The 22,300-nt window shown below is 72.7% G+C and carries 18 protein-coding genes; 4 read left to right on the forward strand and 14 right to left on the reverse strand.

The features are described 5' to 3' along the window. Positions 1–75: 75 nt before the first annotated feature. The gene (locus ACWEPL_RS25060) at positions 76–2,619 is read left to right on the forward strand and encodes a hypothetical protein (protein WP_452437580.1); all 2,544 of its coding nucleotides are present in this window, start codon (positions 76–78) and stop codon (positions 2,617–2,619) included. On the opposite strand, the gene ACWEPL_RS25065 is transcribed toward ACWEPL_RS25060, so the two are convergent. From ACWEPL_RS25065 to ACWEPL_RS25095, 7 genes are all read right to left on the reverse strand, one after another. Beyond that, positions 2,581–4,518 (reverse strand): alpha-glucuronidase, encoded by a 1,938-nt coding sequence (locus ACWEPL_RS25065; protein WP_452437581.1) that lies wholly within the window; start codon positions 4,516–4,518, stop codon positions 2,581–2,583. The two genes, ACWEPL_RS25060 and ACWEPL_RS25065, sit on opposite strands and share 39 nt — an antisense overlap. Positions 4,519–4,595: 77 nt before the next feature. Then, complete coding sequence (locus ACWEPL_RS25070) at positions 4,596–5,324, reverse strand: DUF6882 domain-containing protein (RefSeq protein WP_452437582.1); 729 nt, start codon at positions 5,322–5,324, stop codon at positions 4,596–4,598. A gap of 69 nt (positions 5,325–5,393) precedes the next feature. After that, a complete protein-coding gene (locus ACWEPL_RS25075) occupies positions 5,394–8,072 on the reverse strand; it encodes a sugar-binding protein (RefSeq protein ID WP_452437583.1) in 2,679 nt (892 codons plus the stop codon). A gap of 16 nt (positions 8,073–8,088) precedes the next feature. After that, positions 8,089–8,889 carry a carbohydrate ABC transporter permease gene (locus tag ACWEPL_RS25080; protein ID WP_363974498.1) on the reverse strand — a complete coding sequence of 267 codons (801 nt, stop codon included), beginning with the start codon at positions 8,887–8,889 and terminating at the stop codon, positions 8,089–8,091. Further along, the gene (locus ACWEPL_RS25085; protein ID WP_363974495.1) at positions 8,886–9,782 is read right to left on the reverse strand and encodes a carbohydrate ABC transporter permease; all 897 of its coding nucleotides are present in this window, start codon (positions 9,780–9,782) and stop codon (positions 8,886–8,888) included. Before ACWEPL_RS25085 ends, ACWEPL_RS25080 begins: the two co-directional genes overlap by 4 nt. Then, positions 9,779–11,143, reverse strand: a complete 1,365-nt coding sequence (locus tag ACWEPL_RS25090) for an extracellular solute-binding protein (protein ID WP_452437584.1) — start codon at positions 11,141–11,143, stop codon at positions 9,779–9,781. The genes ACWEPL_RS25085 and ACWEPL_RS25090 overlap by 4 nt, the downstream gene beginning before the upstream one ends. A 4-nt stretch (positions 11,144–11,147) precedes the next feature. Beyond that, the gene (locus ACWEPL_RS25095) at positions 11,148–12,344 is read right to left on the reverse strand and encodes a carbohydrate kinase family protein (RefSeq protein WP_350727802.1); all 1,197 of its coding nucleotides are present in this window, start codon (positions 12,342–12,344) and stop codon (positions 11,148–11,150) included. A gap of 135 nt (positions 12,345–12,479) precedes the next feature. On the opposite strand from ACWEPL_RS25095, the gene ACWEPL_RS25100 reads away from it, so the two are divergent. Both ACWEPL_RS25100 and ACWEPL_RS25105 read left to right on the forward strand, forming a co-directional pair. Further along, a complete protein-coding gene (locus ACWEPL_RS25100; RefSeq protein WP_350727803.1) occupies positions 12,480–13,268 on the forward strand; it encodes a DeoR/GlpR family DNA-binding transcription regulator in 789 nt (262 codons plus the stop codon). 10 nt (positions 13,269–13,278) lie between these two features. Beyond that, positions 13,279–14,649, forward strand: coding sequence for a 6-phospho-beta-glucosidase (locus tag ACWEPL_RS25105; protein ID WP_350727804.1), 1,371 nt, complete (start codon positions 13,279–13,281; stop codon positions 14,647–14,649). A gap of 51 nt (positions 14,650–14,700) precedes the next feature. Here ACWEPL_RS25105 and ACWEPL_RS25110 read toward each other — a convergent pair whose 3' ends face one another. Beyond that, positions 14,701–16,029: an amidase gene (locus ACWEPL_RS25110; protein ID WP_452437585.1), complete on the reverse strand. Its 1,329-nt coding sequence runs from the start codon at positions 16,027–16,029 to the stop codon at positions 14,701–14,703. A 101-nt stretch (positions 16,030–16,130) separates the two neighbouring features. On the opposite strand from ACWEPL_RS25110, the gene ACWEPL_RS25115 reads away from it, so the two are divergent. Next, on the forward strand, positions 16,131–17,396 hold the full coding sequence (locus ACWEPL_RS25115; RefSeq protein ID WP_452437586.1) for a hypothetical protein: 1,266 nt from the start codon (positions 16,131–16,133) through the stop codon (positions 17,394–17,396). A 192-nt stretch (positions 17,397–17,588) separates the two neighbouring features. Here ACWEPL_RS25115 and ACWEPL_RS25120 read toward each other — a convergent pair whose 3' ends face one another. From ACWEPL_RS25120 to ACWEPL_RS25145, 6 genes are all read right to left on the reverse strand, one after another. After that, on the reverse strand, positions 17,589–18,398 hold the full coding sequence (locus ACWEPL_RS25120; RefSeq protein ID WP_363974480.1) for an amino acid ABC transporter permease: 810 nt from the start codon (positions 18,396–18,398) through the stop codon (positions 17,589–17,591). Further along, positions 18,395–19,063: an amino acid ABC transporter permease gene (locus tag ACWEPL_RS25125; protein ID WP_363974477.1), complete on the reverse strand. Its 669-nt coding sequence runs from the start codon at positions 19,061–19,063 to the stop codon at positions 18,395–18,397. Before ACWEPL_RS25125 ends, ACWEPL_RS25120 begins: the two co-directional genes overlap by 4 nt. A gap of 3 nt (positions 19,064–19,066) precedes the next feature. Continuing rightward, positions 19,067–19,903: a glutamate ABC transporter substrate-binding protein gene (locus ACWEPL_RS25130; RefSeq protein ID WP_350727809.1), complete on the reverse strand. Its 837-nt coding sequence runs from the start codon at positions 19,901–19,903 to the stop codon at positions 19,067–19,069. 11 nt (positions 19,904–19,914) lie between these two features. Next, entirely contained in the window at positions 19,915–20,658 is a 744-nt protein-coding gene (locus ACWEPL_RS25135; protein WP_350727810.1) for an amino acid ABC transporter ATP-binding protein, read from the reverse strand. Positions 20,659–20,765: 107 nt separating this feature from the next. Further along, positions 20,766–21,599, reverse strand: a complete 834-nt coding sequence (locus tag ACWEPL_RS25140; RefSeq protein ID WP_452437587.1) for a glutamate ABC transporter substrate-binding protein — start codon at positions 21,597–21,599, stop codon at positions 20,766–20,768. Next, entirely contained in the window at positions 21,596–22,282 is a 687-nt protein-coding gene (locus ACWEPL_RS25145; RefSeq protein ID WP_350727812.1) for a response regulator, read from the reverse strand. Before ACWEPL_RS25145 ends, ACWEPL_RS25140 begins: the two co-directional genes overlap by 4 nt. Between the last annotated feature and the right edge of the window lie 18 nt (positions 22,283–22,300).

Here is a 22,300-nt window from a genome sequence, read left to right on the forward strand (position 1 = left end):
GCGGATCGAGCCACTATCCTCAGCATGATCTCCCGGTGATCACCGGGAGATGAGAGCTGCGGAAGGTGGCGGGGCATGCCGTCAGTGCTGAGGCTGGGCGTGGTGAGCCTGCTGGTCGCCACCGTGTTCGCCGGGCTCGGCATGTGTGCCGCGGCTCTGGGCGATGTGGAAGTGCGGCATGCCGTGGAGACGGCTCCGCCTCAGGCCGTCGGCGTCACGGTCGCCGGCGTGATCAACGCCGGGAACTTCGCCGGGCTCGACCGGGCCGTACGGGAACAGACGGCCCTGGCCTTCGGCGGTGCGCCCACCGAGGTGACCACCTTGCTCCGCTCGGACGGCTACACGATGCCGGGCCAGGAGAAGCTGAGGTACCGGCGGCCGGAGCGGCTCAGGTTCGGCAGTCTCGACGGATTCCAGCAGCACGCGAGACTGGTCAGCGGCTCCTGGCCCCGGTCGCGCACCGAGCCGGTCGAGGCGGCGATCTCCCAGGCCGCCGCCTCGTTCACCGGCTTCACGGCCGGACAGGTGTTCACCACGATCGGCCGTATCGACGCCGAGCCGGTAAAGGTCAAGATCACCGGGGTGTTCCTGCCCGACGACCCCTACGGGCCGCGCTGGGCCGGCGACCTGATGCTCGGCCGTGGCGTCGAGAGGGAGGGATACACCACCTACGGCCCGCTCATGGTGGATCAGGCCACCTTCCTCGACCGCTTCGCCGAAACGGTCGACGCCACCTGGACCGTCGTGCCCGACCTGCGCGGCCTGCCGGTCGAGCGGCTGCGTACGGCGGCCGCCCGGCTGCCGGACCTGCGGGAACGGCTCAAGGCGAACGGCTGCCCCGACTGCACGCCCGCCAGTGCTCTCCCCGGCACACTGGCCCGGATCGAGGCCGCCGCGCAGGCGGCCCGCTGGACCGTCCTGGGTCTGGCGGCGCTCCTGGCCCTGGCGCTGCTCCTCACGCCGGGGCCCAGGCGGGCCGGCCGGGCCCTGGGCACGGCGGCGGTGGTCATGGGCTGCGCGTTCCTGGCCCCCTTCGTGGCCCGCCTGCTGCTGTCCCTGGCGGAGGCCACGCCGTGGTGGCGGGCCGCGGGATTACGGCTGCCGGACCTGTCGGGAACACTCCTGGTGGCGATCCTGATGGCGCTGGTCGCGGTGGCGTGCCTGGTCGCCGAGGCGCCGAGGCCGGGGATACGGGCGCTCTCCGCGGGGATCGCCGCCGCGGTCGCCGTTCTCGCGATCGGTGGCGCCACGACCTGGCGCTCCTCGCAGGCGGACCAGGCCCGTCACCAGGCCGGTGCCGACGTGCGGCTGACCGGCCCGCCGTCGGGAGGCGAGCCGGGCGTCCTCGGCCGTGGCACCGCCTTCACCGCGCTGCCCGGTGTCACCGCCGCGGTGCCCGGACACCGCGATCGCGTCGATGTCGACCTCCGCTACAGCACCCTCCTCGGCGTCGACGCGAACCGCCTCGGCGAGGTGTTCCGGCTGCGGCCCGATCTGTCGGACCGGACGGTGGCGCAGCTGGCGGCCGCGATGGTCGCCGGCCGTCCCCAGCTCGGCGCCCTGCCGCTGCCCGGCCGGCCGCGCACGCTCACCGTCGAGGTCGAGCGGTCCGACGGCTCCGTGCGGCTGCGCGTGGTGGTCTCCGACGCCCTCGGGGTCTGGCACGACCTGCCGGTCGCACCACTGCGCGAAGGCTCCGCGAAGGTGGACGTGGACCTCGCCGGCCTGGCCGGTCCGGACGGGAAGATCGCCTACCCGCTTGCCGTCCGGGGTTTCCTGGGCGACGCCACCGACGACTCCGCACACGTGATCACCGTGACCGCGCTGCGCGCCGACGGAGGGGAACTGGCCCTGCCCGCGGGTCAGCGATGGTCGGAAGGGACGGGAAGCGGCATCTTCTCGCTGAAGGTGAAGGACGGTGCCTCCGTCGTGCGGCCCGTACCGCTGAACGCCGCCCCCGCCCGGCCGGTGCCGATCGTGCTCACCCCCGAGCTGGCCGCCTCGGCGAAGCTCGCCACGGGCCGGACCGGCTCCATCTCGCTCGGACGGCGACCGCTCCAGGTCGAGCTCGCCGGTGTCGTCGAGCGCATGCCCGGCGTCGCTCTCGACTCCGCCGCCGTCCTCATGGACTGGCAGACCTTGCAGGCCTGGAACCTGGCCGCGGCACGTCCGCCGTTGCCCGCCACCGACTGGTGGCTCGCCGTGGACGGCGACGGGAACGCGGCCCGCGCGGCGGTGGCCGGATCCGGGTGGGACGTCACGGTGATCGGCTCGCCGGATCCGGCGGTCCCATCGCCCGTTCTGCTGGGCGGAGCGATCGCGCTGGGGCTGGTGGCCGCGTCCGGCCTCCTGCTCCACGCCGCCGCCACGGGCCGTTGGGCGGCCCTGTGGCACGCCGCCGCGGGCGCATTGCTGGGGCTGGGGCTCTGCCATGTCCTGATGCCCCGGCTCGTGCGCGCCTGGCAGGGCGGGCCCGTCACGCCCGACGTCGTGCCGGACGTGCCGTGGCCCGCGATCGTCGCCCTGCCCGTGCTGGTGGCGGCTGTGATCGCCGTCGCGCGGTCGTTCGCCGGGCGCTCCCTAGGGGATGCGCCTGCCGCGCGCGTCGGGGACGCCTGACTTGCGGAAGAAATAGGCGTTGATCTGGTCGCGCCACTCCTCGGCGCAGCGGACCTGCTCGTCGAGCCGCTCCTTGACCCGGGCGTACAGGTCCGGGTCGACCGCGCCGGTGCCGGCCAGCTTCTCCCAGTGCAGCCGCGTCTCGGCCGCCTCCTCCGCCCCCGCGAAGTGCGTGTCGTAGATGTGCTGGATGACCGTCGAGCCGCTGTGCAGCACGTGCCCGTACGGGACGTGGTGGAAGAACAGCAGCAGCTCGTCGGGGCAGCGCTCCAGCGACTCGTAGACGTCCGACCACGGCTGCGGGTACTGGCCGGTGAAGCCGGTGCCGGTGGCGCGCGTGCGGTCCACGCCCACGCCGTCGCGGTCGGCGAAGTGGTACGTGCCCCACGGCGTGTACTCGTAGCCGTCCACGTCCGGGCCGTAGTGGTGGCCGGGGCGCACCATGAAGCCGACGCCGAGCGGCGCGGTGTAGCGCTCGTACGTGCGCCACGACCCGTCCATCATGGCGTGCAGGGTGCGCCGCAGCGACTCGCCGGGCCACGCGAAGGTGAGGTCGATCCACTCGTCGAGGACGGCGGCCGGGTCGAGGCCCGGGTCCCAGGCGAGGCGGCCGAACGCGTACAGGTTGGCCTGCGCGAGCGGGTGGCCGGTCCAGTAGCGGTCGTCGCCAACATTGGAGACCGCGACCAGGTCGCCCGCCTCGGCGACGTTCTCGAACGCGAGGATCTCGCTCCACATGGGGGCCAGGTAGCAGACGTGCCGCTGCTGGCCGGTGTACTCCTGCGTCACCTGCAGCTCCACCGCCAGGCGGGTCCCCTGCATCTCCAGGATCACCGGGGAGACCGGCTCGCGCGTCTGGAAGTCCATGGGGCCGTGCTTGACCTGCAGGATCGCGTTGTCCAGGAACCGGCCGTCGAGCGGGGCGAAGTGGTCGTAGGCGGCGCGGGCGCGGTCGGTCGAGCGGTCGCGCCAGTCCTGGCGGTGGTTGTAGACGAAGGCCCGCCAGTGCACGACCCCGCCGAAGGGGGCCAGGGCCTCGGCGAGCATGTTGGCGCCGTCGGCGTGGGTGCGCCCGTACGCGAACGGGCCCGGCTGGCCCTCCGAGTCGGCCTTCACCACGTACCCGCCGAAGTCGGGGATCGTCGCGTACACCTGCTCGGTGGTCCGCGCCCACCACGCCCGCACCCCCTCGTCGAGCGGGTCGGCGGTGGGCAGGCCGCCGAGCGCGATCGGGGAGGCGAAGTTGACCGACAGGTGCACGCGGATCCCGTACGGGCGCAGCTCGGCCGCGATCGCGGCCACCTCGCCGAGCCGGTCGGTCAGCAGGCGGGCCTCGGTGGCGTGCACGTTCACGTTGTTGATCGCGACCGCGTTGACGCCGGAGGCGGCCAGCAGCCGCCCGTAGGCGCGCACCCGCGTCAGGTCCGCGCGCGGCGCGCCCTTGTCCCAGAAGATCGAGCCGCCCGCGTAACCGCGCTCGACCTGGCCCATCACCGGGTGCACGTCGATGTTGTCCCAGTGGTCGAGCATGCGCCGGCGCATCGCGGGCCGGTGGTGCTCCGTCTCCCTGTCGGCCCCGAACGCGGCCTCGCCGAGCCGTACGACGTGGAAGAACCCGTACAGCATGCCGGCCTCATCGCCGCCGGTCACGGTCGTGACGCCGTCCCGCCGCGCGATCGCGTACCCGTCCGCGCCCTCGGCCGCGTCCAGGCCCAGCACCAGGTCGTACGGGCCCTCGGCGCCGTCGCCGTAGCGGGCGCGGGCCCGCGTGACCTCCGCCCGTACGGTCTCGGCTAGCGGCCCGTCGGCCCGCACGAGGGTACGGCGGGAACCGATCGCCCGGAACGCCTCGGGCGGCAGCCACGCCGCGTGGACGTCGGTCAGTTCGGGAATGGTCACGAGGCTCCTTCGGTCGGTCACCGAGGGATGAATCTATCGAAACGGCACCCGCCGCGAGCGATCAGGGGTGGCGCTGCTCAGGCGCCGCGGGGCGCCGACAGGGTCGCGCTGATGTTGCCGACCCGGCCGTGCCCGTCGAAGTCGACGGCCGCCTCGAAGCCGGGGCCCGTGAGCATGAGCCGGTCGCCGCCCGCGTCGCTGAAGGACGCCCCGAGCCCGCGGCGGGCGGCGTAACCGTGCATCGCACGCCGGTGGTCCGTCAGCAGCGGCAGGGAGAGCGCCTGCTGCAGGACGCGCATGACGCGGACCGGCTCGGGCGGCGGCAGCTGGAAGTCCGGGTGCTCGACGAGGAACGCGGCCCGGGTGCCGCCGCCCGCGTCGCCGCTGTAGGACGTCCAGTGGCCGGTCACCGCCTTGGCGGCCTCGGTGAGGATCGCGGCGGCGAAGTGCGGCTCGGCGGGGGAGGTGGGCAGCGCGGCGAACGGGACCTCCGCGGAGGCCAGCTCCGCGATGCCGAACCGCTGCCCGAAGTCCCGCAGCGTCCCCGACAGGGCGATCACCGGCTCCGGGAAGCCGGACGGGTTGGCCCAGGCCCACAGCCACGACTGCGGCCCTGGGGCGGCGCTGCCGAGCAGGTGGAAGCGGGTGCAGGTGATCGTGCGGCTCCCGGTGAACTGGAAGCGCTGCTCCCGCAGGTCGACGCTCCAGCTGTGCTCGCCGAGGACCTCTTCGAGGTGGATCTGGTGCTCGAGGGAGAGGATGGCCGCGTCGTCGAGCAGGTTCGTGAGTGTGAGGGATTCCGGCATCCCGGCAGACTACGGGATGCGTCCGACAGGGCTGCCCGCCCTCCGGGGAGGAGGGCGGGCAGCCCGGCTTCAGCGCACCTTCACCTGCGAGGCCGCCGTGCCGCCGCCGGGCGCCTCCCAGCCCGCCACCACCGCCGGGTGGGCGGCCAGGGCGCGGGTCAGGGGCACGGTGACGGTCGTGACGCCCTTGCGGGACACCGTGACGACGCGGCTGCCCGCCGTCCCCTGGTCGTCGCGGACGAACAGGTGGGCCTTACCGGGCGCCTCCGCCCGCAGCGTCACCTTCACCTCCTTCTGGCCGGCGGCGGCGGAGACGGCCTGGCCGCTCTCCGACTCCTTGGCCGCCGGGCCACCCGCGAGCGGGACGTGCACCCGGACCGCCTGCTCCAGCGACTGCGGCGAGTCCAGGCTGGACAGGGCCGTGTCGGGGATCACCGGGTCGGGCACCGGACGGTCCGCGGGCGGCCGGTAGCCGGTCAGCGTGGCCACGCCCCACCGGTACGGGTCGCCCTGCACGCCGCCCCACGTCGACCAGCCGATCCGGGTCTGGCCGGTCTTGTCCTGGGTGTCGGAGTCGTACACGAGGATGTTCAGCCCGAGGTGGGCGGGATCGACGGAGCCGGGGAGAAGCTCCATGGGGATCGACATCTCCACGGTGTATCCGCCCGAGGCGACCTTCGAGGCCACTCGCATGCCGGGGGCGGTCTGCTCGCCCGGGCCCTGGCGGTTGTCGGCGTCGCGCAGGAAGCACGGCGGTCCCTCGGCCGTCACGGGCAGCACCGCGGTCTTGAAGGTGGTCGAGGTGTTCTCGGACGTGCCACGCGGGTCGAGCGTGACCTCCACCGAGTCGGTACGCCAGTGCCGCTTGCAGTCGGCGGTGGCCAGCCGGGTGCCGAGCACGTCGTCCTGCACCTGGACCAGCAGGTAGAGGGTGTCGTCGTGCCACGCGAGCTTGGCGGTGCCGGAGCAGTCGGCCGCGGACGAGCAGGCCGTGCCCTCCCACAGCCGCGAGATGTCGAGGGCGGGCCCGGGATACTCGCCGTCGCCCGCCACGCCGTCCACGGTGGGCGACGCCTGCGGCACGGAGGCCGCCGGGACCAGTTCGAGCGCCGGCTTGCTCGCGACCGCGCCGTCCACGCTGATGGTGTACGCGTAGTCGCCGCCCTGGTTGGACGTCTTCAACGAGGGGTCGGAGTTCGTGACGGTGAACGGCACCGTCGTCGAGGCCCCGGCGGCCAGGTCGCTGTAGGGAGCCTCCACGCGGTCCGCGGTGAACCCGGCGGGCAGGTCCACGCGCACGGTCCCCGACTTGGCCGCGTCGCTGATGTTGGTCACCACGACGCCGACCTGCCGGGAGCCGCCGGAGGGCAGGGTGAGCACGGGGGTGACGATGCCGCGCAGCTGCGGCACGCCGACCTCGGAGGTCCACTTCTCGTACTGGGCGACCTGGGGGAGGAGCTGCTGCCCGGCCCGTACGGGCGGGCTGATCTCGACCTGCCGGTCGGTGTAGCCGCGGCCCCGCTCGGTGGTCAGCGTGGCCGACACGCGCGCCCGTCCGGTGCCAGCGGCGGGGGTGCCAGTGGGGGTTACGGTGAACGTCGCCGTCCCGGTGCGCCCGGCGGCGAGCCTGCCCAGGTCGCCCGAGCCGCTGACCTGCCAGCCCGCGGGCACGCCCAGCGTCACCGACGAGCGACCCAGCGGCTCGCGGGCCGGCGCGGTCGCGCTGACCTTGACGGTGAACGGCGTGCCGGGCCGCACGTCGAACGTGCCGGCGCGCAGCTCGAACAGGGTGCCCAGCGGGACCGCCCCGCTCGCCCTGGTCAGCGCGCCGTCGAGGATCGCCGTGGGCGCGGCCGCCGCCGCGCTGCCCGGCTCGGGGAACGGCACCCGCGAGTCCACCTGCGTGAAGAAGTCGCAGCCGAGCTGGTTCGGGTCCGACGGCACGTCGGGGAAGACGGCCCAGCCCTGGGAGGCGTACGCGCGCTGGGCGTCGCGCTCGATCGCGGCCCACGTCTTGCCCTGCGCCTGGGAGGGGCGCCCGCTCCACACGCCGTACACGTTCTGCGCGGGGTTGTTCGGGCGGAAGGTCGAGGCGCAGGACGGGCCGGTCTGCGAGGTGCCGCGCCCGCCGCCGAGCAGCAGCCGGGCCGGCGCGAACGGGCGCAGCCCCTCGCGGGTGATCTGCTCGGGGAACACCTTGGGGTCGGCCGCCGCGTAGAACGCCTGCACGGCCAGCCGCGCCGCCTGCTGGTGGTTGCCGTGGTTGCCGGGGGAGGGCGCCGGGTCCATGGTCAGGATGACCTCGGGCCTGGTCTGGCGGACCACCCGCACGACCTTCTCCAGGGTGTCCGCGCCCCAGATCTGGTCGGTCAGCGGGGCGCTCACCGTGTAGTAGAAGTCGACGTCGTCGAGGTTGAAGACCTCGCGCACGCCCGCCTTTCCGACCGCCGCCCGCTCCTCGGACTCGCGCAGCAGCCCGAGCGCCGGGCCCTCCTCGGGTCCGACGGCGTTGCCGCCGCCCTCGCCGCGGCTGACGGTGACGACGCCGGTGCGTACGCGGTGGTCCTCGTTCCACTGGCCGAGCGTGGACAGGCTGAACGCCTCGTCGTCGGGGTGGGCCCCGACGAACAGCGCGTCGAGGTCCACGGGAGCGCCGGCGGTGGACGCAGCGGAGGCTTCGGAGGGAACGGCGGGTGAGAGGGCGAGCGCGACCGTGGCGGCCAGCGCCAATGACAGGCGTTTACGCATGGAACCTCCGGAACAGTTACTCGCGGACCGCCCCTTGGAGCAGGCCGCGGACGAAGTGACGCTGGAGGAACAAGTAGAAGATCACGACCGGGGTCGCGACGATGACGGAGCCGGCGGCCAGCAGGGTGAAGCCGGAGGTGTACTGGCCCTGGAAGAAGGCCAGCCCCAGCGGCGCGGTCCGCAGCGACTCGCTGGTGACCATGATCAGCGGGATGAGGAACTCGTTCCACGTCCACATGAAGACCAGCACGGTCAGCGTGACGACGGCGGGCCGGGCCGGCGGCACCAGCACCTGCCACAGGATGCGCCACGTCGAGGCGCCGTCGATGCGGGCGGCCTCGACGATGGCCCGGTTGGAGGCCCGGAAGTAGGCCCGCATCCAGAACGTGCCGAACGCCACCGACAGCGCCACCTGCGGCAGCGCCACCGACCAGAACGTGTCGATCAGGCCGAGCGAGCGCAGGTCGAAGTAGAGCGGCACCGCGATGGCCTCGCTCGGCATCATGATCCCGAGCATGAACAGGTAGAACAGCACCGACTGCCCGCGGAAGCGCATGGTGCCGAACGCGTACCCGCTCAGGATCGACAGCACCACGCTCACGACCACGACGAACGACGACACCGCCAGGCTGGTGCGGAGGTAGGTGCCGAACCGCCCGATCTCCCACGCCGCCGCGAAGTTGCCCAGCCCGGAGGTCCCCCCGCTGTCGGCGGGGCCGAGCGCGGCGGCCAGGATCGAAACGATGGGGAAGAGCGCGAAGGCGGCGAACGCCGACAGGATCACGTAGTTGCCCACCCGCTCGCCCCGCGAGATCACGACACCCTCCTGTCGGCGAACCGGTTGATCCCGAACGAGATCACGAAGATGACCACGGTGAGCGTGACGCCGATGGCCGCGGCCGAGCCGATCTGGCTGAGCCCGAAGGCCCGGTGGTAGACCTCGTACGACGGCACCGACGTCGAGTCGCCCGGCCCGCCGCGCGTCGTGACGTACACCAGGTCGAACGTGCGCAGCGCGGCGATCACGGTCAGCGTCAGCGCGACGGCGATCTCCCCGCGCACCGACGGCAGCGTGACCGCGAAGAACTCCCTGACCGCGCCCGCCCCGTCCAGCCGCGCCGCCTCGTACAGCTCGCCGGGGATGCGGCTCATCCCGGCCAGCAGCAGCACCGTCACCAGCCCGGACTCGAACCACGTGCCCACCACCCCGACCGCGGGCAGAGCGAACGTGTAGTCGCCCAGCCAGCCCCGCGTCAGCGAGTCGAGCCCGAGCGCGCCGAGCAGGGTGTTGAGCGTGCCGTCGGGCGCGTAGACCCGCCGCCAGGCCACGGCCACCACGACCATGGCGACCACCTGCGGCAGGAACACGACCGTGCGGAAGAAGCCGAGGCCGCGCACCTTGGCGTGGTTGAGGATCGCGGCCAGCCCCAGCCCGATGGCCAGCGGCGCGGCCGCGTAGAACACGACCAGCACCAGCGCGTGGCCGAAGGCCGCCCGCAGCCCCTCGTCGGAGACGATCGCGAGGTAGTTGTCCAGGCCGACCCAGCGGCCGAGCGACAGCCCGTCCCAGTCGTACAGCGACAGCTGCACCGCGCGCCCGATCGGATAGAGCAGGAACACCGCGTAGACGGCGAAGGCCGGCAGCAGGTAGAGGTAGGCGACGCGGCGAGGCTCTCCCGGAGGCCGGCCCCCGGTCATCGGTCGGCTCACCCGTTGCTCTCGACGAAGGTCTTGTAGTCCTTCTCCAACGTGGCGAGGAACTCCTGCGGGGTCTGCTTCTTGGCCAGCAGGTCCTGCAGCGCCGCGCCCAGCGTGTCGGCGAACGTCGGTGTGGCGTAGTCGAGGTACGGCACCAGCCCGTCCTTGGCCGTGACCGTGCCGAACGCGGTGAAGACGTCCTGCTGCGGCCCCGCCGGGACGCTCTGCTGCGCGGTGTCGGCGACCGGCAGGTTGCCGGTGGTGGTGAGCACCTTCATCGCGTCGGCGTTGGTGATGAAGTCGATGTACGCCGCCGCGGCGTCGGGGTTGGGGCTCTTGGCCGTGATCGCGAACGGCAGCCCGGTCCCGCCGGTCGCAACGGGCGGCGCGCCGGCCGTGGCGCCCGGCGGCAGCATGAAGCCCAGGTCCTTGCCCAGCGCCTTCTGCACGTCGGCCAGCAGCCAGGTGCCCCCGATCAGGAAGACGCCCTCACCCTTGCCGAACGCCTGCCACGCCGGGTCGTAGCCCTGGCCGTTGAAGCCCTTGTTGAAGTAGCCCTTGTCCACCCAGCCGACGAGCTCCTCGGCGGCCTTGGTGTTCTCCGGCGTGTTCCACGAGGCGCCCTTGCGGCCGAAGGCCAGCGTGCTGATCTGGTCGGCGGGCACGCCGCGGCTCTGCACCGTGCCGAACACGTGGATGGCCGGCCACTTGTCGAGGTTGCCCAGCTGCATCGGCACCTCGCCGGCGGCCTTGGCCTTGGCCAGCGCGGCGTCGAAGTCGGCCCACGTCGCGGGCGGCTGCAGGCCGAGCTTGGTCAGCTTGGCCTTGTTGAAGAAGATGCCGACGACCTCGCCGACCTGCGGCAGGCCGTACAGGTTGCCCTCGCCGAAGGTCTTGCCGTCGGCGCTGTAGCTCGAATAGCGCAGCACCGACTGCGGGTAGCGCTTCTTCCACCCGTACGCCTCGGCGTAGGCGTCCAGCGGGCGCAGCTGCCCGGCCTTGACGAACGCGCCCATCGACGAGCGGCCGTTGTTGGCCTCCACGATGTCGGGCGGCTCGTTGCCGCTCAGGGCCAGGCGCAGGGTCGTGTTGAGGTCGTCGAAGGAGCGGCTCACCCGGTTGATCTTGATGTTCGGGTACTTCGCCTGGAAGGCGTCGTTGAGCTGCTTCATCTGGGCGGCCTGCCCGCCGCGTACCTCCTGGTCCCAGATCGTCAGGGTGACGTTGCCGAGCGCGGCGGCGTCGGTGCGCACCGCGGAGGCGGAGGGCTGCGCGGAGGTGGCCGCGGGCGGGGCGGAGGATCCGGGGGCGCACGCCGTGATGGCAAGGGCGCTGGCGGCGAGCACGGCGAGCGCTCGGAGCGGGGGGTTCATGGTGTTACTCCTTTTGCGCGGGCACGCGAGGCGTGTCGGGGCCCTCGTCCTCGGGTGGGTTCGGCCGCGTGGTGGGAACCTTGGGGCCGACGTCGGCGTACCGGGCGATGGTCGCGGCCGCGCGGCGCACGGCACCCACCGGCACGGCGGGCACCAGCTTGTCGAGGAAGGCGTAGCGGCGGGCCAGCGAGTTGCCGTAGGCGCCGCTGTGGTCGGCCGAGTCGCGGACCTCGTGCCACCAGTCGGCGATGTCGCCCCAGCCGGGCGCCGCGAGCGAGCCGCCGAACTGCTGCACCGCCAGCGCCGCGCACAGCTGCGCGAACGCCAGGCGGTCGGCCAGCGGCCAGCGCGACAGCGTGCCGAGCACGAACCCCGCGCCGAAGACGTCGCCCGCGCCGGTCGGGTCGAGCGCCGTCACCCGCGGCGCGGGCACGAACGCCTCCTCGCCGTTGGTGGAGTCGATGGCCATGGCGCCGTTGGCCCCGTCGGTCACCACGGCCACGGGGACCTTGTCGGCGATCGCGTAGAGCGCGTCGCGCGGGGTGTCGGCGCCGGTGTAGGCCATCGCCTCGACCGCGTTGGGCATGAACGCGTGGCAGAGCGCGAGCTGGTCCAGCAAGGAGGCCGACCAGGAGCCCGACGGGTCCCAGCCCACGTCGGCGAAGATGAGCGCGCCGTCGCGGCGCGCCAGCTCGGCCCAGTTGCACGGGCTGTCCGGCGAGTCGAGCGGATCGTCGGTGGACAGCGACACGATCACCGCCTTGGACCGCGGCGGGTTGCCGATCATCTCCGAGGCCGGCATGGGCGAGGGGTGGCCGTGCGTCACCATGCTGCGGTCGCGGTCGACCGCCATGGAGACCGTCACCGGCGAGTGCCAGTGCTCGAACCGCCGCGACCTGGACAGGTCCACCGACTCCTGCTCCTCGAGCGTGCGCCAGCAGAAGTCGCCGTAGTCGTCGTCGCCGAACGCGGCGGCCAGCGAGGTGCGCAGGCCCAGCCGGCTGGTCGCGATGGCGAGGTTGGCGATGCCGCCGGGGCATGATCCCATGCCCTCGGCCCAGATCTCGGTTCCGGCCGCGGGCATCGCGGGCAGACCGGTGAAGATGATGTCCAGAAAGACCGTGCCCGCCAGGAAGACATCGAACTGCGGCCCGTCCGGGGTGCGCTCGGCGGCGAGAGGGTCGTACACCTGATTAGACACGGGAATGAGTCCTCCCCGACACGTATCCAGCTCTGCGCAATCTTGCATGTTTGCTCACGCACTTCAAGTCTTCTTCTGGGAGTTTTTGGCTGAAGCTGCATACTCCTGCGCGATTTTGACTGATACACTCGCGCCGTGCTTCAGCGCCTCAGGCATGCCGAGATCATGCGCCGGGTCCGACTCTCAGGCGCCACCAGTGTCAGCGATCTCGCCAGCCAGCTCGGCGTGAGCCCGTCCACCATCCGCAGGGACCTCGAGGTGCTCGACCGCGACGGCACGCTGCGGCGCGTCCGCGGCGGGGCCCTGCTCCTCGACGGCGGGCTCCTCGACAGCGGGGTCAGCGTCGACGCCGACGCCGACCGGCCGTTCGCCGAGGTCGCCGCGGTGGACGAGCAGGACAAGGAGGCGGTCGCGGTCCGCGCCGCCGAGCTGGTCCGCGACGGCGACGTGGTCCTGCTCGACATCGGCACGACGACGATGCGGCTGGCCCGGCGGCTGCGCGGGCGCCGCGTCACCGTGGTGACCTCCAGCCTCGCCGTGCTCGACGTGCTGCGCTCCGACCCGGAGGTCGAGCTGCTGCTGCTCGGCGGCGCGCTGCGGCGGCCGTACCACTCGCTGGTCGGGGTGCTGACCGAGGCGGCCCTGAGCCAGGTGGTCGCCGACCGCGTCTTCCTGGGCGCCAGCGGCCTGCGGCCGGACGGGCAGCTCGTGGACACCACGCTCGCCGAGGTGCCGCTGAAGCGCGCCATGATCGCGGCGGCGGGCCAGGTGGTGCTGCTCGTCGACCGGCACAAGTTCCCGGGCACCGGCGCGCTGCGGGTGTGCGGGCCCGACGACATCGACGTGATCGTCACCAACCAGGGCGCCGACGAGGCGACGCTGCGCAACTGCGCCGCCGCGGGCGCCGAGATCCTGCTCACGTGAAAGGGTATCGATGAGACTGGCCGTTCTCGGGGGCGGCGGCTTCCGGGTCCCGCTCGTGTACGGCGCGCTGCTGCGCGAGACCGCGAAGCCGCGTGTGGAGCAAGTGGTTCTGTACGACGTGTCGCAGGACCGGCTGGAGGCCATCCGGCACGTGCTCGGCCAGCTCGCCGCCGGGCACGACGACCCGCCGGAGGTCCTGACCACCACCGATCTGGACACCGCGCTGCGCGACAGCTCGTTCGTCTTCTCCGCCATCCGGGTCGGCGGCCTGGCCGGGCGCACCGCCGACGAGCGGGTCGCGCTCGACCTGGGCCTGCTCGGCCAGGAGACGACCGGTCCCGGCGGCATCTCCTACGGCCTGCGCACCATCCCGGTCGCGCTCCACGTCGCCGAGCGGGTGGCCGCGCTCGCGCCCCAGGCGTGGGTCATCAACTTCACCAACCCCGCCGGCATGATCACCGAGGCCATGCGGCACGTGCTCGGCGACCGCGTGATCGGCATCTGCGACTCCCCGATCGGGCTGATCCGCCGGGCCGCCGTCGCGCTCGGGCTCGACCCGGCGCGCGTGTCGCCCGACTACGTGGGCCTCAACCACCTCGGCTGGCTGCGTGGCCTCACCTATCAGGGGCGCGACGTGCTGCCCGACCTGCTGGCCGACGACGCGGCGCTGCGGCAGGTCGAGGAGGCGCGCATCTTCGGCGGCGACTGGGTGCGTACGCTGGGCGCGCTGCCCAACGAGTACCTGTACTACTACTACTTCACCCGGGAGTCCGTGGCCGCGATCTCCGGGCAGACCCGCGGGGAGTCGCTGGTCCGGCAGCAGGACGACTTCTACGCCGCCGTGCGGGCGCGTCCCGAGGAGGCGCTGGCGGAGTGGGTCAGGGCGCGCAGGCTGCGCGACGAGTCGTACATGGCCGAGGCCCGCGAACCCACCGCCGCGGGCGCGCGCGACGCCGCCGACCTGGAGGCCGGCGGGTACGAGGGCATCGCCCTGGCCCTCATGGCCGCCATCGCCCGCGGCGAGCCCACCTCCATGATCCTCAACGTGCGCAACGGCGCCGCGGTGCCCGGCCTGCCCGCGGACGCGGTCGTCGAGATCCCGTGCGCGGTGGACGGGGCCGGCGTCCGGCCGCTGGCCACCCGCCCCTTGCCGGGCCGCTTCCTCGGTCTCGTGCAGCAGGTGAAGGCCGTGGAGCAGGCCGCCATCGAGGCCGCCAGGTCCGGCTCGGCCCGGCTGGCGGTCGAGGCGTTCGCGCTGCACCCGCTGGTCGACTCGGTCGCGACGGCCCGCAAGCTGCTCGACGGCTACCGGGCGCGCATCCCCGAGCTGGCCGCCGCCATCCCGGGCTCCTCCGACGCGGGCGGGCGCACGACGATTTAGCGGGCCCCTTCAGGGGCGCTTCCACGCCGCGCCCCCGCGTCGGGGTCGCTTTCACGCCATGCCGGCCGCCTCGAAGAGCCGCAGCTCGCGCCCCGGGCGGCACACGAGCTGCAGCCCCACCGGCAGCCCGTCCACCGTGCCCGCGGGCACGGTCAGCGCGGGCAGGCCCAGCACGTTCCACAGGCTCGTCATGGACAGCAGCGCGGGCCGCACGGCGACGGTCCGGCCGTCCACCTCCATCTCGCGCTCCAGGAGCAGCGGGGCGGTGATCGGCACGGTGGGCAGCGCCAGCACGTCGTGCCGTTCGAACAGCGTCGCCGCGGCCTCGGCGAGCCGGGAGCGCGCGGCCACGGCCGCGACGTACTGCCAGCCGGGTATCTCGGCGGCCGTGCGGAGGCGTTCGAGCAGCTCGGGGTCGAACAGCTCGGGCGCCTGCGCCATCCGGGCCGCGTGCACGGCCACCGCCTCGCAGCTCTGGATCACCGTGTACGTCTCGCGGAACTCCTCGCCCAGCCCCGCCCGCAGCCGCACCTCCTCCAACCCCGAGCGGGCCAGGCGGGACTCCGCGGTCGCGCGTACCGCGTCCACCACGCGCGGATCTCCGTCGAACAGCTCGGACGGATCGAGCCAGGCCACCCGCGCGGGACCGGGGTCCTCACGCAACTGGGCGGAGGCCAGGCAGCGGTAGGCGAGCAGGCAGTCCTGCTCGTCACCGGCCAGGACGCCGACGTGGTCGAAGCTGCGTGCCAGGGGGAACACGCCTTCGGCCGAGATCGCCCCATAGCTCGGCTTGAACCCGGCGATCCCGCACAGAGCCGCCGGGATGCGGACGGAACCGCCCGTGTCGGTGCCGAGCGCGAGCGGCACCAGGCCCGCCGCCACGGCCGCCGCGCTGCCGCCGCTGGAGCCGCCCGACATGCGCTCCGGGTCCCACGGGTTGCGCGAGGGGCCGTTGGCCGAGCGGTCGCCCGTGGGGCCGTACGCGAACTCGTGGGTGGACGTCTTGCCCACGACGACGGCGCCCGCGCGGCGCAGCCGGGTCACGGACTCGGCGTCGGAGTCCGCGACGTACCCCGCGAAATGCCGCGAACCCATGGTCGCGGGCAGCCCCGCGACCATGAAGAGGTCCTTCACGCCCACCGGCACGCCGTGCAGCGGACCCCGGTAGGTGCCCGTGTCCAGCTCGGCGTCCGCCCGCCGCGCCGCCGCCAGCGCCCCGTCGGCGTCCACGGTGACGAACGCGCCGAGCGCGGGGTCGTGCTCGGCGATGGCCTCGAGGGCCTGCTCGACGAGCTCGACGGCGGTGGTCCGGCCTTCGCGCAGGTCCTGGGCGAGGCTCGTGATGGTACGGCCGGTGAAGGGGCCGGGGGAGAGCGGCATGGGGTCCTTTCGAGCGGTCGTCGGCTGACGGATCCCACTGAACACCACGCACATCAGACCTTCCACCGCAGGGCTCCCCCTCGCGGGGCTAAGATCGTCGGATGTCCCAGCCGTCAGCCGCCCGCCGGGCATGGAAGTGGGCGCGGCTGGTCCTCGCCGTCGTGGTGAGCGCGTGCGCGCTGGCCGGCGTCGTACGGCTGACCGTGCCCGCCACCGCGGGGACGTCGGGGGAGCCGCCCGGGGTGCGGCGGCAGCTGGCGTTCCTGCGCGGGGCCCTGGACGCGGGCGCGGGTGACGAGGCCCAGGCGCTCTTCCCCGAGGGGTACTTCTTCCTGCACGCCCTGTACGGGCTGAGCTGGGTCGAGCTCGGGATGCGCGCGCCGGCGGGCGAACGGTCGCGGGCGCTGCGCGAGGCGCGCTGGGCGCTGAGCCGGCTGGACTCGCCCGCCGGGCGGGCCCCCTTCAGCCCCGGCCTCACCCCGCCCTACGGCGTCTTCTACCGGGGATGGTCCAACTGGCTGCGCGGCGGGGCGCTGAGCCTGGAGCCGGCCGGGCAGCGTGATCCGGCCGAGGTGCGCCGGTTCGCGGAGGACTCCGCCGCGCTCGGGGCCGCGTTCGACGCGTCTGCCTCGCCGTACCTGGCGGCGTACCCGGGGCAGGCCTGGCCGGTGGACTCGACCGTGGCGGTGGCGTCGCTGCGGCTGCACGACGCGATCCTCCCGCCCCGGTTCGGCGGGACCGTCGAACGCTGGCTGCGGGAGGTCAGGCGGCGGCTCGACCCGCGTACCGGGCTGGTTCCGCACCGCGCCGACCCCGGCGGCGGCGCGCCGGCCGAGGTGGCGCGGGGCAGCTCGCAGAGCATGATCCAGCGGTTCCTGGTGGACGTGGATCCGGCCTTCGCCGCCGAGCAGTACGCGCGCTTCCGCGAGCTGTACGTCGCCACCCCGCTCGGGCTCGGGCCCGCCGTGCGCGAGTACCCGGAGGGCGTGGACGGACCGGCCGACGTGGACTCCGGGCCGCTGCCGCTCGGGGTGAGCCTGTCGGCGACCGTGGTCACCCTCGGTGCGGCGCAGGCGCACTCCGACGCTCCGCTGGCCTCGGCGCTGGCCGGGTACGGGGAGCTGGCGGGGCTGCCCGTGGACACCCCCTGGACCAAGCGGTACGCCTTCGGGCTGCTGCCCATCGGTGACGCGTTCCTGGCCTGGGCGAAGACGGCCCGGCCGTGGGTGGCCCGGCCGCCGTCGGCACCGCCCGCGACCGTCTCGTGGTGGTGGCGGACGCCACTGTTGATCCTGCTCGCCGCCCTCGCCGCGGCCCCCTGGCTCCCGGCCCTCCGCCGCCGTCTCCGTCCCTCCGACCGTGGCTGAGGTCCCCCTTCGGGGGTGCCCGAGGACCTGTGGCCCGTGATGGGAGCGCGGCCCGGACGGGGGTTCACTGTCCGGGCCGCGGGTGGGCGCCCCGGGCTTCGCCGGTGGGCGAGGCGCGCGATGGGCGCGACGGCCGGGCACGGCGAGGGGGTGGGCCGTGCGGGGGCCGGGCTGAAGGGGAGGGGTGGCGGGTCAGCGGGTGGTGCCGAGGCGGGTGGAGAGCCGGGTGGCGAGGCGGTCGAGGGAGAGGTTGATCAGGATGAAGATGGCCGCGATGAGGATCGCCGCCGGGATGGTGTTCTTGAAGTTGGCGGCGATCCCGTTCAACCCCCGGTTCACCAGCTCGTCGAAGCCCACGATGAGCCCCAGCGCCGAGTCCTTCAGCAGCACCACGAACTGGCTGACGATGGCGGGCATCATGGTCCGGAACGCCTGCGGCAGCAGGACGAGGCGCATCACCTGCCCTTTGCGCATGCCTATGGCGTAGGCCGCCTCGGACTGGCCGCGCGGCAGGCTCTGCACCCCGGCCCGGATGATCTCCGCGATCACCGAGCCGTTGTAGAGCGTGAGCCCGAAGACGACGGCGGCGAAGGCCGAGATGTTCACGCCGATCAGCATGTACGAGCCGAAGAAGGCGAAGAAGATCAGCAGCAGCAGCGGCACGGACCTGAAGAACTCCACCACCGCGGCCGCGGGCACCCGGATCCACCGGTGGTCCGACATCCGGGCGGTGGCGAAGACGAGGCCGAACAGGCCCGCCAGCACCACCCCCACCACGGCCGCGCCGATGGTCCCGGCCAGCCCCGGCAGGATGAACGTGGCCCAGACGTCCCCGCGCACCAGCGGCGTCCACTTGTCGGCCGCCCACTGGTCCTTGGCGTCGAAGCGCACGTAGACCACGTACGCCAGCCCCAGCAGCACGAGCGCGACGACCGCCGCCAGCAGCCGGTTGCGCCGGATCCCGCGCGGCCCGGGCCGCTCGTAAAGGTTCGCGTAGCTCATCGGGCCACCGCCATCCGCCGCGACAGCCAGCCGAACAGCAGCCCCATCGGCAGGCACAGCAGCACGAACCCGGCGGCGAAGCCGAGGAAGATCTCGAGGACCTGGTCTCCGTACGTCTCGATCATCTCCCGCATCCGCACGGACGCCTCACCCACGCCGACCACGAGCGCGATCGTGGTGTTCTTGGTCAGCGCGATCATGATGCTGCCCAGCGGCGCCACCACGGCGCGGAACGCCTGCGGCAGCGTGATCAGCCCGAGCGTCTTCGTGAAGCCCAGCCCGAGCGACCGGGCCGCCTCCGCCTGGCCGACCGGCACCGTGTTGAGCCCCGACCGCAGGGCCTCGCAGACGAACGCCGAGGTGTAGGCGGTCAGCCCGATGACGGCGAGCCAGAAGTTGTTGGTCGCGATGTCGTCAGACAGCTCCACGCCGAGCTGCGCCCCGACGCCGAGGCCGGTGAACATCAGCACCAGCGTGAGCGGCGTGTTGCGCATCATGGTCACGTAAAAGTTGGCCGCGCCGCGCAGGGAGGCCAGCGGGGCCACCCGCATGGCGGTCAGCAGCGTCCCCAGCACGAGAGAGCCGAGCGCGCTGACCGCCGTCAGCCGTATCGTCATCCAGAACGCGGCGAGGATCGTGTCGCGTTCGAACAGCAGCGCTTCCATGGATCAGTAGCGCTCCAGCTGCGGGGCCTGCGGGAGGGTGAAGCCGGAGGCGCCGACGCTGGCCTGCAGCGCCTTCGTCCAGCTGCCGTCGGAGAACATCTTCTCCAGCGCGTCGTTGATCGCCTTGCGCCCGGCCGTGTCGTCCTTCTTCAGCCCGATGCCGTACTTCTCCGTGCTGAACGGCTGGCCGACCACCTTGAGCTTGCCCCCGTACTGGGCGGCGTAGCCGGCGAGGATGACGTTGTCGGTGGTGAGCGCGTCGAGCTGGCCGCCGAGGACGCGGTCCACGCACGCCGAGTACGTCCGCTCCTCCTGCAGCTGCACCTCCTTGGAGTACTCCGCCTTGACCTTCTGCGCCGGGGTGGAGCCGGCGACCGAGCAGAGCTTCTTGCCGTTCAGCGTCTCGGGCCCGGTCAGCGCCGTGTCGTCGGCCCTGACGAGCAGCGCCTGCCCGGCCACGAAGTACGGCCCCGCGAAGGACACCTTCTGCTTCCTGGCGTCGGTGATCGAGTACGTCGCCACCACCATGTCCACCTGGCCCTGCTCGATGAACGCCTCGCGGTTGGCCGACACGGTCTCCTTGAACGTGACGTCCTTGGCCTCCACACCGAGCTGCTTGGCCACGTACTTGGCGACCTCGATGTCGAACCCGGCAAAGCTGCCGTCGGGCGTGCGCAACCCCAGCCCCGGCTGGTCGGCCTTCACGCCGACGACCAGCTTCTTGTCGTTCTTGGCCTTGTCGACGATCGAGGCGTTGCTGGCCTCGGCGCTGCCACAGGCGGTGGCGGTGGCGGCGAGCGCGACCACCGCGAAGGTCGCGTAAAGGGACCTGCCGAACATATGACGGCTCCTTAGTGAGTGAGGATCTTGGCGAGGAAGGACTGGGCGCGCTCGCTGTTCGGGGCTCCGAAGAACGCGTCGGGGGTGTTCTGCTCGACGATCTCGCCTTCGGCCATGAAGACGACCCGGTCGGCCGCGCGCCGGGCGAAGCCCATCTCGTGGGTGACGACCACCATGGTCATGCCCTCGCGGGCCAGCGAGGTCATGACGTCGAGCACCTCGTTGACCATCTCCGGGTCGAGGGCCGAGGTGGGCTCGTCGAAGAGGATCGCCTTGGGGTCCATGGCCAGCGCGCGGGCGATGGCCACCCGCTGCTGCTGCCCGCCGGAGAGCTGGGCGGGGAACTTGGCGGCCTGGCCGCCGATGCCGACCCGGTCGAGCAGTTCCTGGGCCCTGCGCACGGCCTCCGCCTTCGGCCGCTTCAGCACGTGGACCTGGCCGAGGACGACGTTGTCCAGGACGGTCTTGTGCGCGAAGAGGTTGAAGGACTGGAACACCATGCCCACCTCGGCGCGGAGTCTGGCCAGCGCTTTGCCCTCAGCGGGCAGCGGCGTACCGTCCAGGGTGATCGTGCCGGAGTCGATCGTCTCCAGGCGGTTGATCGCCCGGCACAGAGTCGACTTCCCGGCGCCGGACGGGCCGATGATCACGACGACCTCGCCCTGCCTGACGTTCAGGTTGACGTCTCTGAGCACATGGTGGTCGCCGTAGCGCTTGTTGACCTGGTCCAGGACGATCAGGTCGGCCTCGGTCATGCGTCACGCTCCTTGTCTCGGTCAGCGATGGCGTAACCGTAGGAGCCGTATGTGTCACCGAAAGGCTTGTGCGCGTTCTGCTCAGTGATTGATCGATCTGAGTTCGATCAGGGCCGGTGGTCGCCGGGCCTGGAGGAGTCGGACGTCGCTCCGGAGACCCCGATGGTGTCCTTGTAGGCGCGGTCCCACTGCCCGTCGCGCAGCCAGCTGGCGATCAGGCCGTTGAGGTAGTCGCGGAAGGCGACGTCCTGCTTGGGCACGCCCATCCCGTACGGCTCGCGCCCGAACGGCTTGAGCACCAGCCGGAACTGGTCCGGATGCTGGTCGAGCAGGCCGAGCAGGATCGTGTCGTCGGTGCTGATCGCGTCGACCCGCCCGTTCGTGAGCGCGGGCACGCAGATGCTGTAGGCGTCGACGATCTCCAGGGTGGCGCCGGGCACCAGGGAGCGCAGCCGCTCGACGGACGTCGAGCCCGTGGCGGTGCACACGGTCTTGCCGTCCAGGTCCGACACGTCGTTGATGGTGGTGTCGGACGTCCTGACGAGCAGGTCCTGCCCGGCGTAGTAGTACGGGTCGGTGAAGGCGACGAGCTGCGCGCGGGCCGGGGTGATCGAGTACGTGGCGATGACGAGGTCCACCACGTTCTGCGAGATGAAGTTCTCCCGCTCGCGCGAGACGGTCTCGACGAAGCGGATGTTGCGCTCGCTGCCGGTGAGGTCCTTCGCGATGAGCCTGGCGATCTCGGCGTCGAAGCCGATGATCCGCCCGCTGGCGGGATCCTTGTAGCCGAACATCGGCTGGTCGAACTTGGTGCCCACGACGAGGACGCCCCGCTCCCTGATCCGCGCCATCGTGGAGCCCTCGGGGAAGGGGTTGTCGCTCCCGCATCCGGCGGCGGTGAGGCAGAGCAGGACGGCGAGCAGCGCCCTGAGCCCTCTCATCGCACTCGATAACGGTGCTGGGGGCGCCCGGTCGGCCCGTACTTCGGCCGGCCTTCGAGCAGCCCGCGATCGGCCAGATGCTCCAGGTAGCGGCGGGCGGTGGCGCGGCTGACGCCGATCATCCCGGCCAGCTCGTTCGCCGACACGTCCTCAGGGACGGCGGCCAGCGCGTCCAGCACGGCCTGCTCGGTCGCCGCCGAGATGCTCTTCGGCCGGGCGCCCTGGTCGAGGTGGAGCGTGCGGAAGATGCGGTCGATCTCCTGCTGCTCGGCGAACCGGTCGCCCGACTCCAGTTGCTCGGCCGTGGCCGCGTAGCGCAGCAGCGTCTGCTCGAGCGTGCCCGCCCTGGTCGGCTTGACCAGGTAGTAGAGCGCGCCGCGCTGCATGGCGGCGCGTACCGTGGCCGACTCCTTGCGCCCGGAGATCACGATGATGTCGATGGGCGGCTGCTCGGGCCGGCGCAGCCGGTGCGCCACCTCCAGCCCCGGCAGGTCGGGCAGGTGCAGGTCCAGCAGCACCAGCCGGGGCGCGAAACGGCCGGCGGCGGCGAGCGCCGCCTGGCCGGTGTGCGCGATCCCGACCACCCTGAACCCGAGTACTCTGTTCACCTGCGCGTGCAGGGCCGCCGTGACGACCGGGTCGTCGTCCACGATGAGAACGGTGATGTCCCGTGGCTCAGGCACCGCCACTCCTCGTCCAGG

The organism is Nonomuraea sp. NPDC004186 (assembly GCF_053603495.1).